At 68.6% G+C, this 15,942-nt stretch carries 6 protein-coding genes; 3 read left to right on the top strand and 3 right to left on the bottom strand.

Annotation, left to right across the window (positions count from 1 at the left end; translation table 11 throughout):
- Positions 1-13: 13 nt before the first annotated feature.
- The gene (locus tag ACPXB1_RS03455) at positions 14-1,348 is read right to left on the bottom strand and encodes a glycoside hydrolase family 18 protein (RefSeq protein ID WP_355631213.1); all 1,335 of its coding nucleotides are present in this window, start codon (positions 1,346-1,348) and stop codon (positions 14-16) included.
- Between the two features lie 145 nt (positions 1,349-1,493).
- Here ACPXB1_RS03455 and ACPXB1_RS03450 point away from each other — a divergent pair, with 145 nt between their 5' ends.
- On the top strand, positions 1,494-2,378 hold the full coding sequence (locus ACPXB1_RS03450; RefSeq protein ID WP_425734797.1) for a bile acid:sodium symporter family protein: 885 nt from the start codon (positions 1,494-1,496) through the stop codon (positions 2,376-2,378).
- Between the two features lie 37 nt (positions 2,379-2,415).
- Here the strand turns inward: ACPXB1_RS03450 and ACPXB1_RS03445 are convergent, their stop codons facing one another.
- Both ACPXB1_RS03445 and ACPXB1_RS03440 read right to left on the bottom strand, forming a co-directional pair.
- Positions 2,416-2,835, bottom strand: coding sequence for a PPOX class F420-dependent oxidoreductase (locus ACPXB1_RS03445; protein WP_355631207.1), 420 nt, complete (start codon positions 2,833-2,835; stop codon positions 2,416-2,418).
- Between the two features lie 122 nt (positions 2,836-2,957).
- Positions 2,958-3,368 carry a VOC family protein gene (locus ACPXB1_RS03440; protein ID WP_355631204.1) on the bottom strand — a complete coding sequence of 137 codons (411 nt, stop codon included), beginning with the start codon at positions 3,366-3,368 and terminating at the stop codon, positions 2,958-2,960.
- A 738-nt stretch (positions 3,369-4,106) separates the two neighbouring features.
- Between ACPXB1_RS03440 and ACPXB1_RS03435 the strand changes: the two genes are divergently transcribed.
- Both ACPXB1_RS03435 and ACPXB1_RS03430 read left to right on the top strand, forming a co-directional pair.
- Positions 4,107-9,305, top strand: a complete 5,199-nt coding sequence (locus ACPXB1_RS03435) for a RecQ family ATP-dependent DNA helicase (RefSeq protein WP_355631202.1) — start codon at positions 4,107-4,109, stop codon at positions 9,303-9,305.
- Positions 9,298-15,900 (top strand): SNF2-related protein, encoded by a 6,603-nt coding sequence (locus tag ACPXB1_RS03430; RefSeq protein ID WP_425734796.1) that lies wholly within the window; start codon positions 9,298-9,300, stop codon positions 15,898-15,900. The genes ACPXB1_RS03435 and ACPXB1_RS03430 overlap by 8 nt, the downstream gene beginning before the upstream one ends.
- The last annotated feature ends 42 nt before the right edge of the window (positions 15,901-15,942 follow it).

The following is a 15,942-nucleotide window of genomic DNA, read 5'->3' as shown; positions in this document are numbered from 1 at the left end:
GAGCGCGGTACGCCTACCAGGTGGTCAGGCCGAGGCCGATCGTCTTGGTCAGCGTGGCGTTGTCGTCGTCGCCGTCCAGCGACCACATCATGGCGCCGGCCAGACCCGCCTGCCTGATGTAGAGCGTCTTCTGCAGTACGACAGCCGGGTCGTCGTACGTCCAGAAGGTAGTGCCGTCGAACAGCCAGGCGTGCCCGGAGCGCAGGTCGCGGTGCACTGTGTAGCCCTTGCCGGCGAGGGTCTTGAGCTGCTTGTAGTCCTCGTAGCCGGCCTCGAAGGTGGCCGGCGCCGGGCCGGTGGCCGGCTGGAAGAGGCCGTTGCCGCCGCCGGTGACGCCCGTCCAACCCCGGCCGTAGTACGGGATGCCCAGGACGAGCTTGTTGCGGGGCGCGCCACGGGCGATCCAGCCGTCGATGGCCACCTCGGCGGAGAAGTCCGGGTTGTCCGGGGCGCCCCGGGGTACGCGCAGCGCCGACTGTTGGTTGGTCACCGCGTCCCAACTGCCGTGGAAGTCGTAGCCCTGCACTGTGGCGAAGTCCAGGTACTTGAAGATCTTGCGGCCCTCGTAGCCGGCGTCCATTGTCGCCGGGTTGGCCGGCAGGAACGCGGTGAGCGGGTGGTGCGCGCGGGTCGTGCGCCCGTACGCGTCGAGTTGCCTGCGGAACTCGGCGAGCAGCTTCGTGAAGTTCTCCCGGTCCTCGGGGCGGATGACGTTGCCGGGCTCGCCCTCCCAGTTCGGCCACTCCCAGTCGAGGTCGACGCCGTCGAAGACGCCTGCCGCGGCTCCCGGGCTGCCCGGCAGGTTGCCCTTGAGGTAGATGTCGATGCAGGACGCGACGAACGCCTTGCGGGAGGCGTCGGTGCGGGCGGCGTTGGAGAAGTACGTCGACCAGCTCCACCCGCCCAGCGAGATCAGCACCTTCAGTTTGGGGTGCTTGGCCTTCAGCTTGGCCAGCTGGCCGAAGTTGCCGTTGAGCGCCTGACCGGGGGCGTCGGCGATCCCGTCGACGCTCTCCTCGGCGGGCACCGGTCGCTGGTAGTCGGCCCACGCGTCGCCCTCGCCCGGCCCGCCGTCCACATAGCAGCGTCCGTCCTCGCTGACGTTGCCGAAGGCGTAGTTGACGTGGGTGAGGCGGCTGGCCGCCCCGGAGGTGTCGAGCTTCTTGACCGGGAAGGCGCGGCCGTAGATGCCCCACTGGGTGAAGTAGCCGACCCGGTGGTAGCCGGCGCGGTCGGGTTTGGCGCCCGCACCCGCAGCGGCGCTCGCGGCGGTGGGCGGGGCGGCGGTGATCAGCAGGGTCGCCAGGGCGACGACTGCTGTGAGACGGCGGTGGCGCAACTGTCGCATCGGCACACTCCCACGGGGCATCAAGCACAATTAGTAAAGAGACTTATCTGATTGATGAAGTTAAGCCGATCACCGTCAACGGTCAAGAGCGGCCAGCCCCATGGGGGATTGTGACGGCGTTACCTGGTGGTAACGATGTTGTGCCATGGACTCAGCCCTGACATTGATCGGCCTGCCCATCGCCCTCGGCATCATCATGCTCGGTCTGGGTCTCGGGCTGACCGTCGAGGACTTCCGCCGGGTGGCCCAGCATCCGAGAGCCGCCGTCATCGCGCTGGTGTGCCAGGTGCTGGTGCTGCCGGCGATCTGCTTCGGCCTCGTCCTCGCCTTCGGCCTGGCGCCGGAGCTGGCCGTCGGCATGATGCTGCTGGCCGCGTCCCCGGGCGGCACGACCGCCAACCTCTACAGCCACCTGTTCGGAGGGCACGTCGCCCTGAACATCACACTGACCGCCATCAACTCGGTGCTCGCCGCGTTCACCCTGCCGATCCTTGTCAACCTGTCGGCGGCGTACTTCCTGCCCGACGGGCGCAGCATCGGCCTACAGTTCGACAAGGTCCTCCAGGTCTTCGCCATCGTGCTCATCCCGGTCGCGATCGGCATGCTCATCCGGGCCCGGGTGCCGCAGGTCGCCGAGCGGTTGAACCGCCCGGTCCGGATCCTCTCCGTCGTCGTGCTCGTCGCGGTGATCGCCGGGGCCGTGCTCGGTGAACGCGAGAACATCGCCGACTACTTCGTCTCCGTGGGCCTGGCCGTCCTCGCGTTCAACCTGCTGAGCCTCGCGATCGGTTACGGGGTGCCCCGGCTGGCCGGCGTCGACCGGAGGGCCGCGACGGCAGCCGGATTCGAGATCGGCATCCACAACAGCACACTTGCCATCACGATCGCGCTCAGCCCGGCGTTGCTCGACAGCACCCAGATGGCGATCCCGGGCGCCGTCTACGGCATCGTCATGTTCTTCACCGCGGCGGCCTTCGGCTACCTGGTGACCCGCGTCGGCGCCCGCTCCACAAGCGCGGTGACGCCGTGACGGCGGGGTCAGCCGTGTGACGCCCTGACGGGCGCCGTCAGCCGACCTGGTCGTTGTCCTTGAGCGCGCCCCAGCCGTGCCAGCGGTCGATCTCGATGAGGGCGCTGACCCGGTCGCGTTCCCGGCGGGGGTACGCGTCGCCGGTGTAGTGTCGCGCCAGCCTGTCGATGTCGGCGAGGCCCTCGTCGTCGCGCAGTTCGGCGACGCGCCCGATGATGCTGAGGTGCGTGTACCAACCGGCCTCGTCCAGCACCGTGAGGGAGACCCGGGGGTCGTTGCGGATATGGCCCAGCCGGCGGCGGCTCGCGTCCATGTTCACCAGGATCCGGCCGTCGTCCCACAGGTACCAGGTGGCGGCGGACACCGGCTGGCCACCTGCCTGGAGCGTCGTCATGACAGCCGGGTTCGGCTTCTGGAGCATGGCGACAGCGGCCTCGGGAAGCGGTGGCTTGGACATGAAGTCTCCTCCTCGCGTGAGCGTTACCCCTGCACGTTACGCATCCAAGGGCGCCGTGCACGCCGGGACGCGCGTCAACGGGCGGGTCGCCACGAGGTCGATCGAGCCGCCGCCGGGGAATCTCAGCGAAGCTCCTGGATGCGGACCATGTTGCCGGCGGGGTCGCGGAAGGCGCAGTCACGGATGCCGTACGGCTGGTCGGTCGGTTCCTGGACGACCTCGGCGTCGCGGGCCTGCACCTTCTCGAACGTGTCGTCGAGGTTGCGGGTGGCCAGCAGGATCCAGCCGTAGGTGCCCTTGGCCATCATCTCGGAGATCATGCGCCGCTCGTCCTCGGTGAGCCCCGGGTCGGCTGTCGGCGGGGCCAGGAGGATCGACGTGTCGGGCTGCCCGACGGGGCCGACGGTGATCCACCGCATGGTGCCCTGCCCGACGTCGGTGCGGACCTCGAAGCCGAGCACGTCGCGGTAGAAGACCAGCGACTCCTCGGGGTCGACGTGGGGAAGAACTGTCGTGTGAATGGTGATGTCCATGGCGATGATGCTAGGGACGGCGCACCGTCGCGTACTTCTCGATTCCTGACCGATCCGGCGAACGGGGGCGGCCTCCGGCTACCGGGTGACCCGTGTCGGCGCCCGCTCCGCCACCGCCGTGACGCCCTGACGGGCAGGTGTCAGCTGACCTGGGCGCGGGGGCCCTCGTCCAGTCGCAGCTCGACGACACGCCCCGGTGACGCTGAGATGGGTGTACCAGCCGGCCTCGTCCAGCACGGTGAAGAGGACTCGGGGATCGTTGCGGACGTGCCCAGCCGGCGACGGGACTCGTCCATGTTCACCAGGATCCGGCCGTCGTCCCACAGGTATCAGGTGGCGGCGGACGCCGGCCAATCAACAGCCGGGTTCGGCTTCTGGTGCATGACGACCGCGGCCTCGAAATTGCAGAGTTGGATTGCGTGGGCCGGTAGTAGCCCTCCCGGGTCGACTCGGGGCACTCGGGCGGCAGCTCGGTTGGTCGAAGCCGTCCGTCCGGAGGATCCCGACCGACTGAGTCGCTGCCTACGTTTAGTCAGCCCGTGACCGATTGGCGGGCGCTGACCAATTTCTGCCGACGCATCACTGGTCGCCGGCTCGAAAGCGGGCCGGCAGCGCCCGGAAGGGCGGGCTACGTCGCCGGCTCGGACCCCTTCGCTGCCGCAGCTTTCGGGGCAGCAGAGGGGGAGTGAAGCTATGGGAACGCGGGCGTTACCCCCGAATGTCGCCGCAGCATCCGACGTGATCGCACAACGGGGGCCGCTCACGCCCGATGAAATCGCCGACGCCCTTCGGGAAAGTGGCATCGTGCTGCCCGCGGCGCGGTTGGCGAAACTGCCGGAGCGCTTTCCATCGGCGTTCGTCATCGACGACCACGACCGACTGAGCCATCCACCTCGGCCGTCCGGCTCAGCCGGCCCGGATGCGGCGTCTGCAACAGCACAAGTCGTAGACGAGGCAGGCTTTGCATGGAACAGGGTTGACCCTCCAGCAGCGACGCTGCTGGAGGATCTCGTCGTCGTGGTGCCGGGGACGTCGGCGCACCAGCAGGCGGAACTGGCAGTCGTACGGATGCGGGGTGGTGAGGCGCGGATTTTCAGCGCGAGTCCGAACCGGTCCGATGACATTCGTGATTTCCTCGTCGGAGCTGCGGGCCTGGTCGGATACTGCCTGAACGGTGATCGCTGGTCGCACCTACCAGGCGAAATCGACCGCTGCCTGCCTGATCTCCGAGCTGATCTGCGGATACTGGCGCTGCTTCATGAGCCCAATCGACCGACCAGTCGAATGAGCGAGATGTGCGCGGTTTTCGGTGTCGAGCAGGGGAACGGCGATCCGCTGGGCGACGCCCTTGCCCTCGCCGCGTGTCTGCGTGTTCTGGTCAGCCGGATCGACGGCTCTGACGCGTCGTGGCAGGTTGCGCGGGCCTGTCTCGTCGCGGGCGGATCGGACCTTGCTCGATTGTTGCCGGAGGCACCGATGCCGGTGAACATCCGGGACGTACTCTCCTGCGCCCCTGACCCCCTGCTCGAGCCGGTCGGAGGGGCCCAATCCGGTACGGCCGCAGACGCGGTACGTCAGGTGTTCAGCCAATTGGGTGAGCGTGGCTACGCGGCCCGGCCGTCGCAGCGGGAAATGGCCGGGGCGGTGGCTGAGGTGCTCGACGCGGGTGGTCTACTCGCGGTCGAAGCGCCCACCGGCACGGGCAAGTCCCTGGCTTATCTGACGCCGGCCGGACGACAAGCCCGTCCTGGTCGGCCTGTCGTGGTCGCCACCGCAACGAAGGTCCTCCAGCAGCAACTGCGGCGCGATGTGACTCGGCTTCGAGCCGAAGGTCTGTTCCGTGCCCCGTTCCGTCAGCTCTTCGGGGTATCCAACTACCTCTGCTCGCGGGAGATCGCCTCCGCTCTGGAGTCGTCGGATGAGAGCGCCGGCACTGACCACTGGATGGCGCTGGCCGTCGCTGTCCGAGCGCTCGCCGTCGGTGAGACGGGGGTGTGGGATGACGTCGCGGACGCGGATGTCGCCGGCGGGCGCCCCGCCTACCAGGGCTTGCGGGACACCCTGCGTACCGACGCCGGGTCCTGCGAACGTTATGAATGTTCCTGGGCAGACCGGTGCCCGTTGTTCACAAGACTCGCCGGGATGCGGGAACGGCCCGGTGTTGTCGCTGTCAATCATGCCCTGATCGCAACTTGGGCGAAGCTCGCTCAGCAAGGTCAGCGGAGCCCTGGGGACGTTCTCGCCGAGGGCCACGGTGACGTCATCTTCGACGAGGCACACGAGCTGGAAGAATCGCTGACGGCCGCGTGGACGGAGGTCGTCGGCCGGCGCGAGCTTATCGGCATGGCGGCGAGGCTCGACGGCAGGAACGGACTCGACCGGCACCTGCGCCGGCTCGCCGCTGCCGGAACCGACCTGCGCCGAGAGCGGGCCATGCCGGTCATGGCTCGACAGTTGCGGCAGGACTGCGATCGGTTGACCGGCGCAGTGCAGCAGTATCTGCACGAGTACGGCGGCGTGAACCGCTCCGCAGTCCCGCAGCTGGGGGTGGTATACAGCCGAACTGAGTATCGGCAGCTCATCGAGGAGGTGCGGCAGACCAACCGCAGTTTGCGGGAACTGGGGACCGAGCTGACCGCGCTTGAGACGGGCGCCAGGGCGCAAATCCCCGAGGCGAGCGGCCGCGCACGGCTGCTGCTCAAGGGCCTGCTGGTTCGCGTCACTGGCCTGGCTCGCTCCGTCGGGAACGCCGGCGAGGTGCTCGGGCGGCTCAGGGACCTGCCCGACGAGCATCTCTGGGTCTACCGGCTCTCGGGCCAACCAGGCACCGACACGGACCCTGCAACGAGCGCCGAGACTACTCCCACCACGGTGTCAGCGGATCAGATTACCCAGACTGAATGGACCTTCGAGTGCATTCCGGTCGACGTCGGTCCGGCATTCGCGGACGGCATTGTCCGACCGGCCCGCAGCGTCACCCTGACCAGCGCGACCTTGACGACCGGTGACAGTTTCGACTATCTGAGTGACCGGCTGGGGATTCGGGTGGAACGGGGCAGCGGCGAGCCAGGTGTCTTCGACGGACGACAGCTGCGCAGCCCTTTCGACTACGCCACCCAGTCCGCCGTCGTCCTCACCAGCCACCTGCCTGTACCCGTGCCGGGCCAGGAACGGGAGTTCGTCGAGGAGTTCGCCCGCGACCAGGTCGGTCTGCTGTCGTTGACCGGCGGCCGCTCGATGACGCTGTTCGCCGCGCGTCGTCGGATGGAAGCCGTGGCCGGCCTCGTACGGCAGCGCTCGGAGCCGCTGGCCGAGCGGGGCGTGCACCTGCTTGTGCAGGGCGAGGCCGGCCGGGCCGAGATTGCCGCCCGGTTCCGGTCAGAGCCGGGGAGCGTTGTGTACGGTCTGCGGTCCTACTGGCAGGGCTTCGACGCGCCAGGTGAGACGCTCAGTTACCTGATCATCGAGAAACCGCCGTACCCGCATCCCGACGACGCAGTGGTCAGTGCCCGGGCCCGTGCCATCGCCGACCGGGGTGGCGATCCATTCCTGGACTACCTCGTACCCAAGACCGCAGTGCAGCTTGCGCAGGGTTTCGGTCGCCTGATTCGCAGCGAGACCGACCGGGGTGTCGCGCTGATCTGCGACCGGCGGATGCAGTCACCCGGCAGCGCCAACCGGATTCTCCTCTCCTCCCTGCCCGGGCCCGCGATTCACCACGCGGTCGACCGCGACGACGCTTGGCGCTTCGCCGTGCAGTTCGTCACTGGTGAGCAGCCAGATCTCACAGCCGCGTTGTCTCTCGCTCGCAGTGACATGGACGCCACGCTGGAACGACTGCGTCTGGCGCCTGGAGAGGACCCGGAACCGAAACTGCGCGAGGGGGCACGGCTGCTCTTCGGGGTACACGAGCTGCGCGATCCGCAGTTGCAGCTGATGCGGGCTCACCTGGCAGGCGACGACACCGTCGGTGTCCTGCCGACCGGCACCGGCAAGTCGCTCTGCTTTCAGCTTCCCGCCCTCTTGCGCCCGGAGGACCGGGCGACGGTGGTGGTCAGTCCGCTCGTCGCACTGATCAAGGACCAATTGGATGACCTTCGAGGTCGCCGAGGGCTTCGGGGCGTCCAGGGCATCACCGGCAACACCCCTGCCGCCGTTCGCAACGAAATCCTGCGGGACCTGGCGGCGGGAAAGATTCGTCTGCTTTATGTCTCGCCAGAGCGGCTGGTGCGGGATCCGGTGCTGAGGGTGGCGCTGGAGCGGCAGCACCTGGCCGGCCTCGTGGTTGACGAGGCGCACTGCGTGAGTGACTGGGGGCACGACTTCCGGCCCGAGTTCCGACGAGTGTCGCGGGCGGTGGCGCACCTGGGCCGAGCTCCACGGATGGCGTTGACAGCCACGGCCACAGAGCCGGTCTTGCAGGACATTATCGGCACCCTGGAACTCGTTGACCCGGTGGTCGTCACCCGACCTGCCGATCGCCCGAATCTCCGCTTCCAGGTGACCAAGGTGGGTGGTGAACGGGAGCGGGCCCGCGAACTGCTGAGGATCGCGACGGCGATGGGACCGTCCCCGGGCATCGTGTACGCCTCGCGGCGCGCAGTCACCGAGGAGGTGGCCGCTCTGCTGCGTCGCGCGGGCATCCGGGCCCGGCACTATCACGCGGGAATGGTGCCGGAGCAGCGCGAGGCCGTCCAGGACGACTTCCTCGCCGGCACCACCCAGGTCATCGTCGCCACCAAAGCATTCGGGATGGGCGTCAACAAACCTGACGTCGGATGGGTGGCGCACTACGACCTACCCGAGTCGCTCGACGCGTACGTGCAGGAGGCAGGTCGCGCCGCGCGCTCCGCCGATCTGCACGGCCAGTGCGTGTTGTTGTACGGCCAGGGCGACATCGCCCGCCGCCGCGCTCAGGTGGCCGACACGACTGAGGGGCACCGGTTGGCGCAGGCCCGACGCGCATTGAGCCTGTTGCTGACCCAACGTCGCCGTGGCGCTGACGTGGTGTTCGATCCGGAGGAACTGGCCGAAGCGGTCGCGGTCGAGCCGGACGAGCTCAACGTTCTGCTGGGCTGGCTGGAGCGTGCCGGCGCGGTGGAACAGCTTCCGGACTGCTCGGCCCGGGGCACGGTCCACGTCGGTGTTCGGGAACCGGCGGACCAAGGGGAGCGACGCCGATTCCGCGAGTTGTCCGTGCTGCTGAAGCTGCGCCCACAGGTGGGCAGCCGGATCGACTTCGATCGGCTTGAGGCGGACCACGGTGTCGACCCCGACGCGTTGGAACGCGATCTCGTGGCTTGGTCGCTCGACCGGCTCATCACCTTCTCGTCGTCGCAGCGGTACCGCCGGCTGCGAGTGCGCAGCCGGCAGTTGGACACCGCGGTGTTGCAACGGGAGGTTCGGCGATGGAACCTCTGGCAGCGGCGGCAGCTCGAAGCGATGCTTTCGTACCTCGGTAGCGGGTGCCGCCGTGCCGCTATGGTCGCCTACTTCGGCTTTCCGTCGTACTCGTGCGGTGCTGAGCACGACGCCTGTGACGGCTGCGGGGGGACATCTCCGTGGCACGACCTTCCCGCGTCGGCGGTGCCTGACCCCGAGCAGTTGGTCAACGTCGAGCTGACGGTTCTGCAGGCTGTGGGATGGGCCTCGACCCTGCGCACCGGTCGCTACGGCGCGGTCGGGTTGAAAGCCGCGGTCCTCGGCGCGGAAGTCCTGGCCGGTGGACAGCCCATCGGGGCTGGCCTGCGTCGTTGCCCTCAGTTCGGTGCGCTGCGCCACGTGCGGGGCGCCGACCGCCGCTGGGACGAGGCGACTGACCGGCTCGTCGGTGCTGGCTTGCTCGTCCGCGATCAGATCGAGCGGGATAGCAGGAGTTACACAAGTCTGGCTGTCACCGATGCCGGGCGGGAACGGTTGGGAGGCCGGCATGGGTGAGGTGGCAAGTGTCGAGAGGGTCATCAACGCCGAGATGCTGGAGAGCGGCGAGATCTCTCTCGGCCCGGTCGAGAGTGCCCGCTTGGGTCTGGCGAACCAACTGATGGACCTGGCGCTGGTGGTGGAGGAGGAGTCCCTGCCGGTGACCTGGGTTGCGGGTCGGCGGCGGCTCGCTGGTGAGACGTTGGCCGACTACCTACAGGACACCGCTCGGATCGGTGGCCTGCTGAGGCTCGAACGGCGGGGCAGCGAAGCCATCCGCCTCGTCGTGGTCTCGCCGGGGACCCGGCTGTCCGTGACCACGCGCCCGCCGGGCGTGGCGGGGACACCGGGTGCGGCCCCGGTAGCCCGGGGAGCCGCCGCCGCGCGCGCCGACACTCGTCCGCAGCGGCGGGGGAGCACCGGCGGCCGCTACCGGTTGCGTCAGCGCGAGGAATACGCCTGGCAGGGCGACATCGGCTTCCTTCGAAGCGCTCGCACACACATGACCGGAGCCCTGCGCAATCGGGGATGGGATCCCGCCGATGCTGTGCGGATGCGGCTCGAGGGAGAGCGCCTGGCTACTCTCGACCAGTTCGACGAGCTGCTCGCCATCGATGCCGCGCACATCGAACACATGCCACACCAGGAGGGCGCGGCCCGCACCGTGCTGACCCGGATGGGTGGCCGCGGCATCCTTGCTGACGAAGTGGGCCTCGGCAAGACCGTGGAGGCCGGTCTCGTTCTCAAGGAGTTGATACTGCGTGGCCTCGCACAGCGCGTCCTGATCGTCTGCCCGGCACCGCTGCGGGACCAGTGGCGCGACGAGCTGCGGGAAAAGTTCGACGAGGACTTCACCGTGGTAGCCAGCGGACAGGACGCCCGTGCCTTCAGGCAGGACCGGATCATCATGACCCTGCAACTGGTGCTGCGGAACGTCGAGCGTCTGGGTGAGGGCTTCGACTTGGTGATCGTGGACGAGGCGCACCGTCTCGCGGGCGCCGGCGCTCGCAAGACCCGGGAGATCATCGGAGATCTGGTCGCCAAGGCACCCCGGGTCCTGTTCCTCTCCGCCACTCCGGTGCAGAACAACCTGCTCGAGCTCTACCGCTTGGTGGAGCTGCTCCGACCGGGCACCTTCGACTCCGAACGTGACTTCGCCCGCCGGTTCGTTGACGGCCGCGACCCGCGCAAGCCGGTCAACGCGGCGGAGTTGCGGAAGCTGATCAGCAGCGTGGTCGTCCGCACCACCCGTCAGCAGGCCGGCGTCGACCGGGTGCACCGGATGCCCCCACAGGATCACGGGGTGCAGCTGACCCTCCCCGAACGCCAGCTCTACGACCTGCTCCTGCACACCCTGAGGCACCGGATGACGGGCCCGGGTGACACCATGCGGCGACGGCAACTCGCCCTGCGGCTCACCGCCTCGCCCCAGGCGGTCTCCCGCAGTGCCCTGCGAATGGCCGAGCGTGAGGCGGATCGAGGGCTGAGGGAGACCTTGACCGAGATTGGTCATCTCGCCGGCGACATCCGGCACACCTCCCGCGAACAGGTCGCTCTGAACGTGGTCCGCCAGTGGCTCGATGAACATGGTCGCGTCCTCGTCTTCACCCAGCATACCGACACGCTTGGCGGCATCCTCCGACTGCTCGACGCCGACGGCATCACCGCGGCACCGTTTCACGGCGGTATGAGCCACGCCGCTCGTGGCGCCTCAGTCGCCGACTTCAAGTCGGGACGCGCGCAGGTCCTGGTCTCGACCGATGCTGGAGCCGAGGGGCAGAACCTGCAGGTCAGCAACTGCGTGCTCAACTACGATCTGCCATGGAACCCGATGCGGGTCGAGCAGCGGATTGGTCGGGTCCACCGGCTTACCCAGACTCGTGATGTCCATATCGCCAACCTCTTCGCCCGCAACACCCTCGATGAGTCCGTCTACCGGCTCCTGCACGACAAACTCGCCATGTTCGAGCTGCTCTTCGGGCAGGTCGTGACCGTTCTCGGCGAGTTGGAGGGCACGCAGGACTCCAGCATGGAGCACAGGGTGCTACAGGCGTTGTACGCAAACAGCGACGCCACGATGCAGCGGCGGCTGGATGAGTTGGGCAGCCAACTCGAACACGCGCGCAGTCGAGCGATGACCATGATGGCCGCGGACGCCGGGCTCAGCGACTGGCTTGCGCAACGTCAGGAGGAACGGCGTAAGCGTGAGGCTCAGCCGCAGGCCCGCGAGTTGCTGCCGCAACTCGCGGAGCGGCCGCGCCGTCGGCAGAAGGACCTCGAGCAGTTCGTCCGGCGTTTCCTAGGGTTGGCGGGAGCGACCCTGAGTCATCCCTCGGAGGGTTTCACCGTCGCCTCGCTGCCTCCGGACCTGGCCGCCGCTTTCGGAGGCCGTACCGAACTATTCCTCGCCTTCACCAACGCCGCGCTAGATCATCACCCCGAGGCGCAGCTCTGCGTCGTCGGTTCGGAACTCTTCGACGAACTGTTGGAGGTTCTGCGGGATCGGGGTGACCTGGCCGGGACCGAGGCGGTTCTACCGGATCTGCACCAACGCGCGGTGATTCGACATGCGGCGGACGTACAGCTGGTCAAGCGGCGGGTGGAGCCCGACGAGGGCTGGTCGGCCCGGGCCACCTACCGGGTACAGGAGGGCGCCACCAGCGGCAATCAGCAGCTCATCACCGTCGATGTCGGTGCCCAGGTACGCGTCGACGAGAGCCGCTCGCCCCTGCCCGACGGGGCACCCCTGCCCACCGCTCTGCCCGAGCGGGCAGTGTTGGACGCTGTCGATCAGCAGGCCGTCGTCCACCTGCGGCAGCATCTGCGGGAGGTGCGGCAGGCCGAGGATCGGAGCCGCAAGGAGGCCCAGGAGACCCTGGTCGCGAACCTGGAGAAGCAACTCGGGACGGCACAGAAGTCCTTCCGCAAGCACAAAAACACGCAGACGTACCTCCAGTTGATGGAGTGGGAACGGCAACTCGAACGCGCTATCGAGGCCGCCCGGCGGCCGGCCCCTCCGGTGGCCGACACCGAGCTTCGAGCGGAACTGCTCACTCTGGAAATGCACGGCTCCGACCGGCTCATGGTGGTGGAGAGCTGGCAGCACGACAGCGGCATCACCCGGGAGATCAGGTATGCGTGGACCGGCAACCTCGCCGACCACGCCCCGATCTGCGAGGCGACCGGTGCCGCGCTGAACACGCTCGCCCTGTGCGGCGGTGCGCACGTCGTCGACGGCGCGGCGTTGCACGGCTGCCAGGTGTGCGCGACCGAATGGTGCGGTGCCTGCGGACCGACCCGCGCCGTGCAGGCCTGCGCAGGCTGTGGTCGCGAAGCCTGCGCCACCTGCCGGCACAGCGGAGCGCTGTGCAACGGCTGCGCTCGGCCGGACCGCGCCACAGAACTGGATACCGACTACGAGCATGGCTGGCGCTTGGGCGGTCAGGCGTACCTGCTCGTGGGTGAGCGGCACGCCGTCGTCGTCGACGAGCACGGCCACCGCAGCACCGTGGTGCCCGACCCGGACGTTCTCGACCCCGTCCGGGCCAGGCTACGCGGCCTCGCCGTCCGGCTGCAGTTGCCCGTCGGAACGGGTCTGGTAGCCGCCACGCCTCCGATGGCCGCTTCCGATCTGTCGGCCGGAAGCGCGTGGGCGGACGTGCAACCGTCGGTCTGGTGGACGTGGCAGGAGCACGCCGGTGCTGACGTCGACACCAGCGTGGCCGACCTGCTGCCCGACGTCCCCGACCTCCAGGTCACCGGAGAGAGCGCTGCTGGTGTCAGTGCCCTGCTCGCGGATCTTCGACGACGTGGCTCGGCACCTGTACCGCCTGCGGTTGCGGCGGTTCCTTTCGCTGTGGTGCGACGGGTCGACGTCGTGGAAGGGGAGTTCCATTACCGGGAGTTCTGGCACGAGGGTGACCGGCCGCCGCTGCTCGCCGACTCTGACACCGCGTCGCTGAAACCCAGCCGGCACGACGTCGAACGGCATTGCCGGCCCATCGCCGGCACCACCGTCGGGCCAGTGGGCGTGGAGATCGACGGATTGCACCGTTCGTTCGTGTGCCTGCTGACCGATGGCAGTCACAGCAGCACCTTGTTCGTTCCTGGTGTACCCGGTGCCACCCTCGCCGCGGAGGAACAACTGGCGCGTCTGGTTTCCGCAGCGGGCCTGCCACCCGCGCGGCCCGTTGTGCGCCACCCATGGGAGCCACCGCCTGTTACTGAGCTGCAATACAGCAAGCCGGCCGACGGCGTGGACGTGGTGCGTCGCGCAGTCACGTCCCGGACCCTGCTCACCGAGGGGGAGGGCGACCCGGAGATCGCACCCGTCTCCACCCAGTCGATCTCCACGGAGTTCGCCGGAGCCGCACGGGTCGAAGATCCGCAGCTGTGTGCCGTCCTGACCGGGATGGATGAGCTGCTGACCCCTGTGCCGATCGGGCAGTACGTGACCGTGGAAGAGAGCTGGCGCTCGCCCTACGGAACAGCGAGCCGGCGCTACCTGATTGCACCGGCGGCCCCGCTGGATTCCCGGCTGCTTGCGGGACGCATCCTCGTCCAGCCCGGTGAGGTGCTCGCCGCCGCGTTGACCGACGGCACCGTCACCGAGGGCGAGGTTTCGGTGGACAGCCGCGGCCATCTCTCCGCCCATGAGCTGAGCGCCAACTGCCCCGTGTGCGATCACCTCTACGGGCCCTGCTGTGGAGAGGACGGCACCGTCACCGGCTGCTCCTCGTGCGAACGGCCGGCCTGCGGAATGTGCCGGGCGAAGGATCCGTCTTCGGTTGAGCGGACCCGCTGCGAACGGTGCGGTGATCGATCCTGCGGCGACTGCGCGCGGCACCTACCGGTCCGCGCGTGCGAACTCTGCAACCGCGCGGCCTGCGCGGCCTGCAGGCCGGGGTCGCTCTGTCTGACCTGCAGCCAACTGAAGCCGGCGACTGCCGAACAACGCGGGCAACTGCCCGGTGAGTTGCACCTGGAAGGGCTCACGGTCCTTGTCGGGCACGACGCGCAAGGCACGGTCGTGGTGCTGCGGGGGGTGCACCGTAGCGAGGTCGCGGTCATCGGAGCAGCGGGGCTTCAACACTGGGAGACGGCGACTGCCGACGACCCGGAGGTGTTGCGGCTGCGGCTGCGGGCGGCGGAGCTCGGGGGCAGCGGGGACGTTGATCTTCGCACGGTGCCTGGTCAGATGACACCGGTTCCTCCAGACTGGCTGGTGCTCAGCCACGACACGGACACGACCTTCCAGTGGCTGGTTCAGACCGATGGTCAGCGGCGTGCCGGCAACGCGCCCTCGTTGGCGGAAATGCCCGCTGCTAGTGGCCTGGACCCGGAGCTGCGCGCAGACCTTGCCGACGCCTTCGGCGAGACGAGATCGTCGGCACCCATTCCGGTGTCCGCACCGGCGGCCAGACGGAGGTTGATTCGCCAAGCCGCAGGTGACATCGCATCACCGCCGACGCGGACGGTCGGCGTCGCCTGCCGCCAACACACCGCCGTGACGTTGGCCGTCACCGCACGCGGCCTCGTCCGACGGCGGGCTCTCGGTAGTCAGGTCATCGAGGAGACGGCCGACTGGCAGTTTCCCGAGGCGATCGCATCGTGGGTGCACACCGGCTGGCGTCCGGCACCCGAGGTTATCGTCACCGCCGACCTCGACGGTTGGACGGTGGTGATCGCGGCCGTCGGACATCACACGTCACTCGGCGTTCGCCATCGCGGTGACCAGCCCACCTGGTATCAGGTGACCAAGGACAGTGAGCTCGACCTCCTGCGTGGCGCGCTCGGCGTTGAACTGCTCGGGGAGCACGCGTTGGTGTCGATCGCCGCGCACACCTCGGAACGGGACCTCCGCGGGCCAACTCTTCTGGGCGCCACCCCACTTGCTCGTCGTGCCAGCCGGAAGATCACGCGACTGCCTTTCGGTCAGCCGCGCCGGGCCGCGATGTCCCCGACCGCCGCTGTCGCGGCCGTCATGCCGGGCATCATGCCCACCGCCCCTGCCGCTGGGCCACAGATACCGGCTGCGTTGTTGACCGAACTGCGGCAGCAGGCGATGACCCGCCGGGTCAGCGAAGTGGACCTGACCGTGGGCTTGGACGTGCAGGAGGAGTGGCGCCTCGCGAACGGCGACACCATGACTGTCAAGTACCAGGTCGCGGCCGGGGAAACCGTCGGCTCCCTGCCCGACGCCGTCACCGGGGCGCCGTTGCATCAGGCGAGCGTCTGTCGCCTTCACCACCTGGTGAGGCACGTGGAGGTGTGCGCGACCTGCCTCACCGCCACCTGTCCCGCCTGCCCCGACGCCGTCCAGCCGTGTGTCCTCTGCAGTGGTCGGCTGTGCCGCCGGTGCGTAGCCTCCACCGACGGTCGCTGCCTCGCCTGTACTCAGCTGCGCAAGGTGAAGCTGCTGGATCGTGGCGCATTCGGCGTGTCGCTGCGCGGTGGGGCATGGCACGGGGTGGGGCCGTACGCCAAGGTCACCTTGCGGCGGGACAAGGGTCGATGGTCGTTAGAGCGATGGGACAACGCTGGCCGGATGACGGCCACCCTGGACGGCGACCGACTGCTTAACATCCGCCGTATGATCGGCGATGCTGAGTGAGAAGCACGGATGGTGGCACCCAGAGATGAGCGGGCCATACCC

This window comes from Micromonospora sp. DT68 (genome assembly GCF_049847245.1).
Taxonomy (GTDB): Bacteria; Actinomycetota; Actinomycetes; order Mycobacteriales; family Micromonosporaceae; genus Micromonospora; species Micromonospora profundi.
Note: the sequence above shows the minus strand (reverse complement) of the source record. Positions and strands in the feature narration are given on the sequence as shown.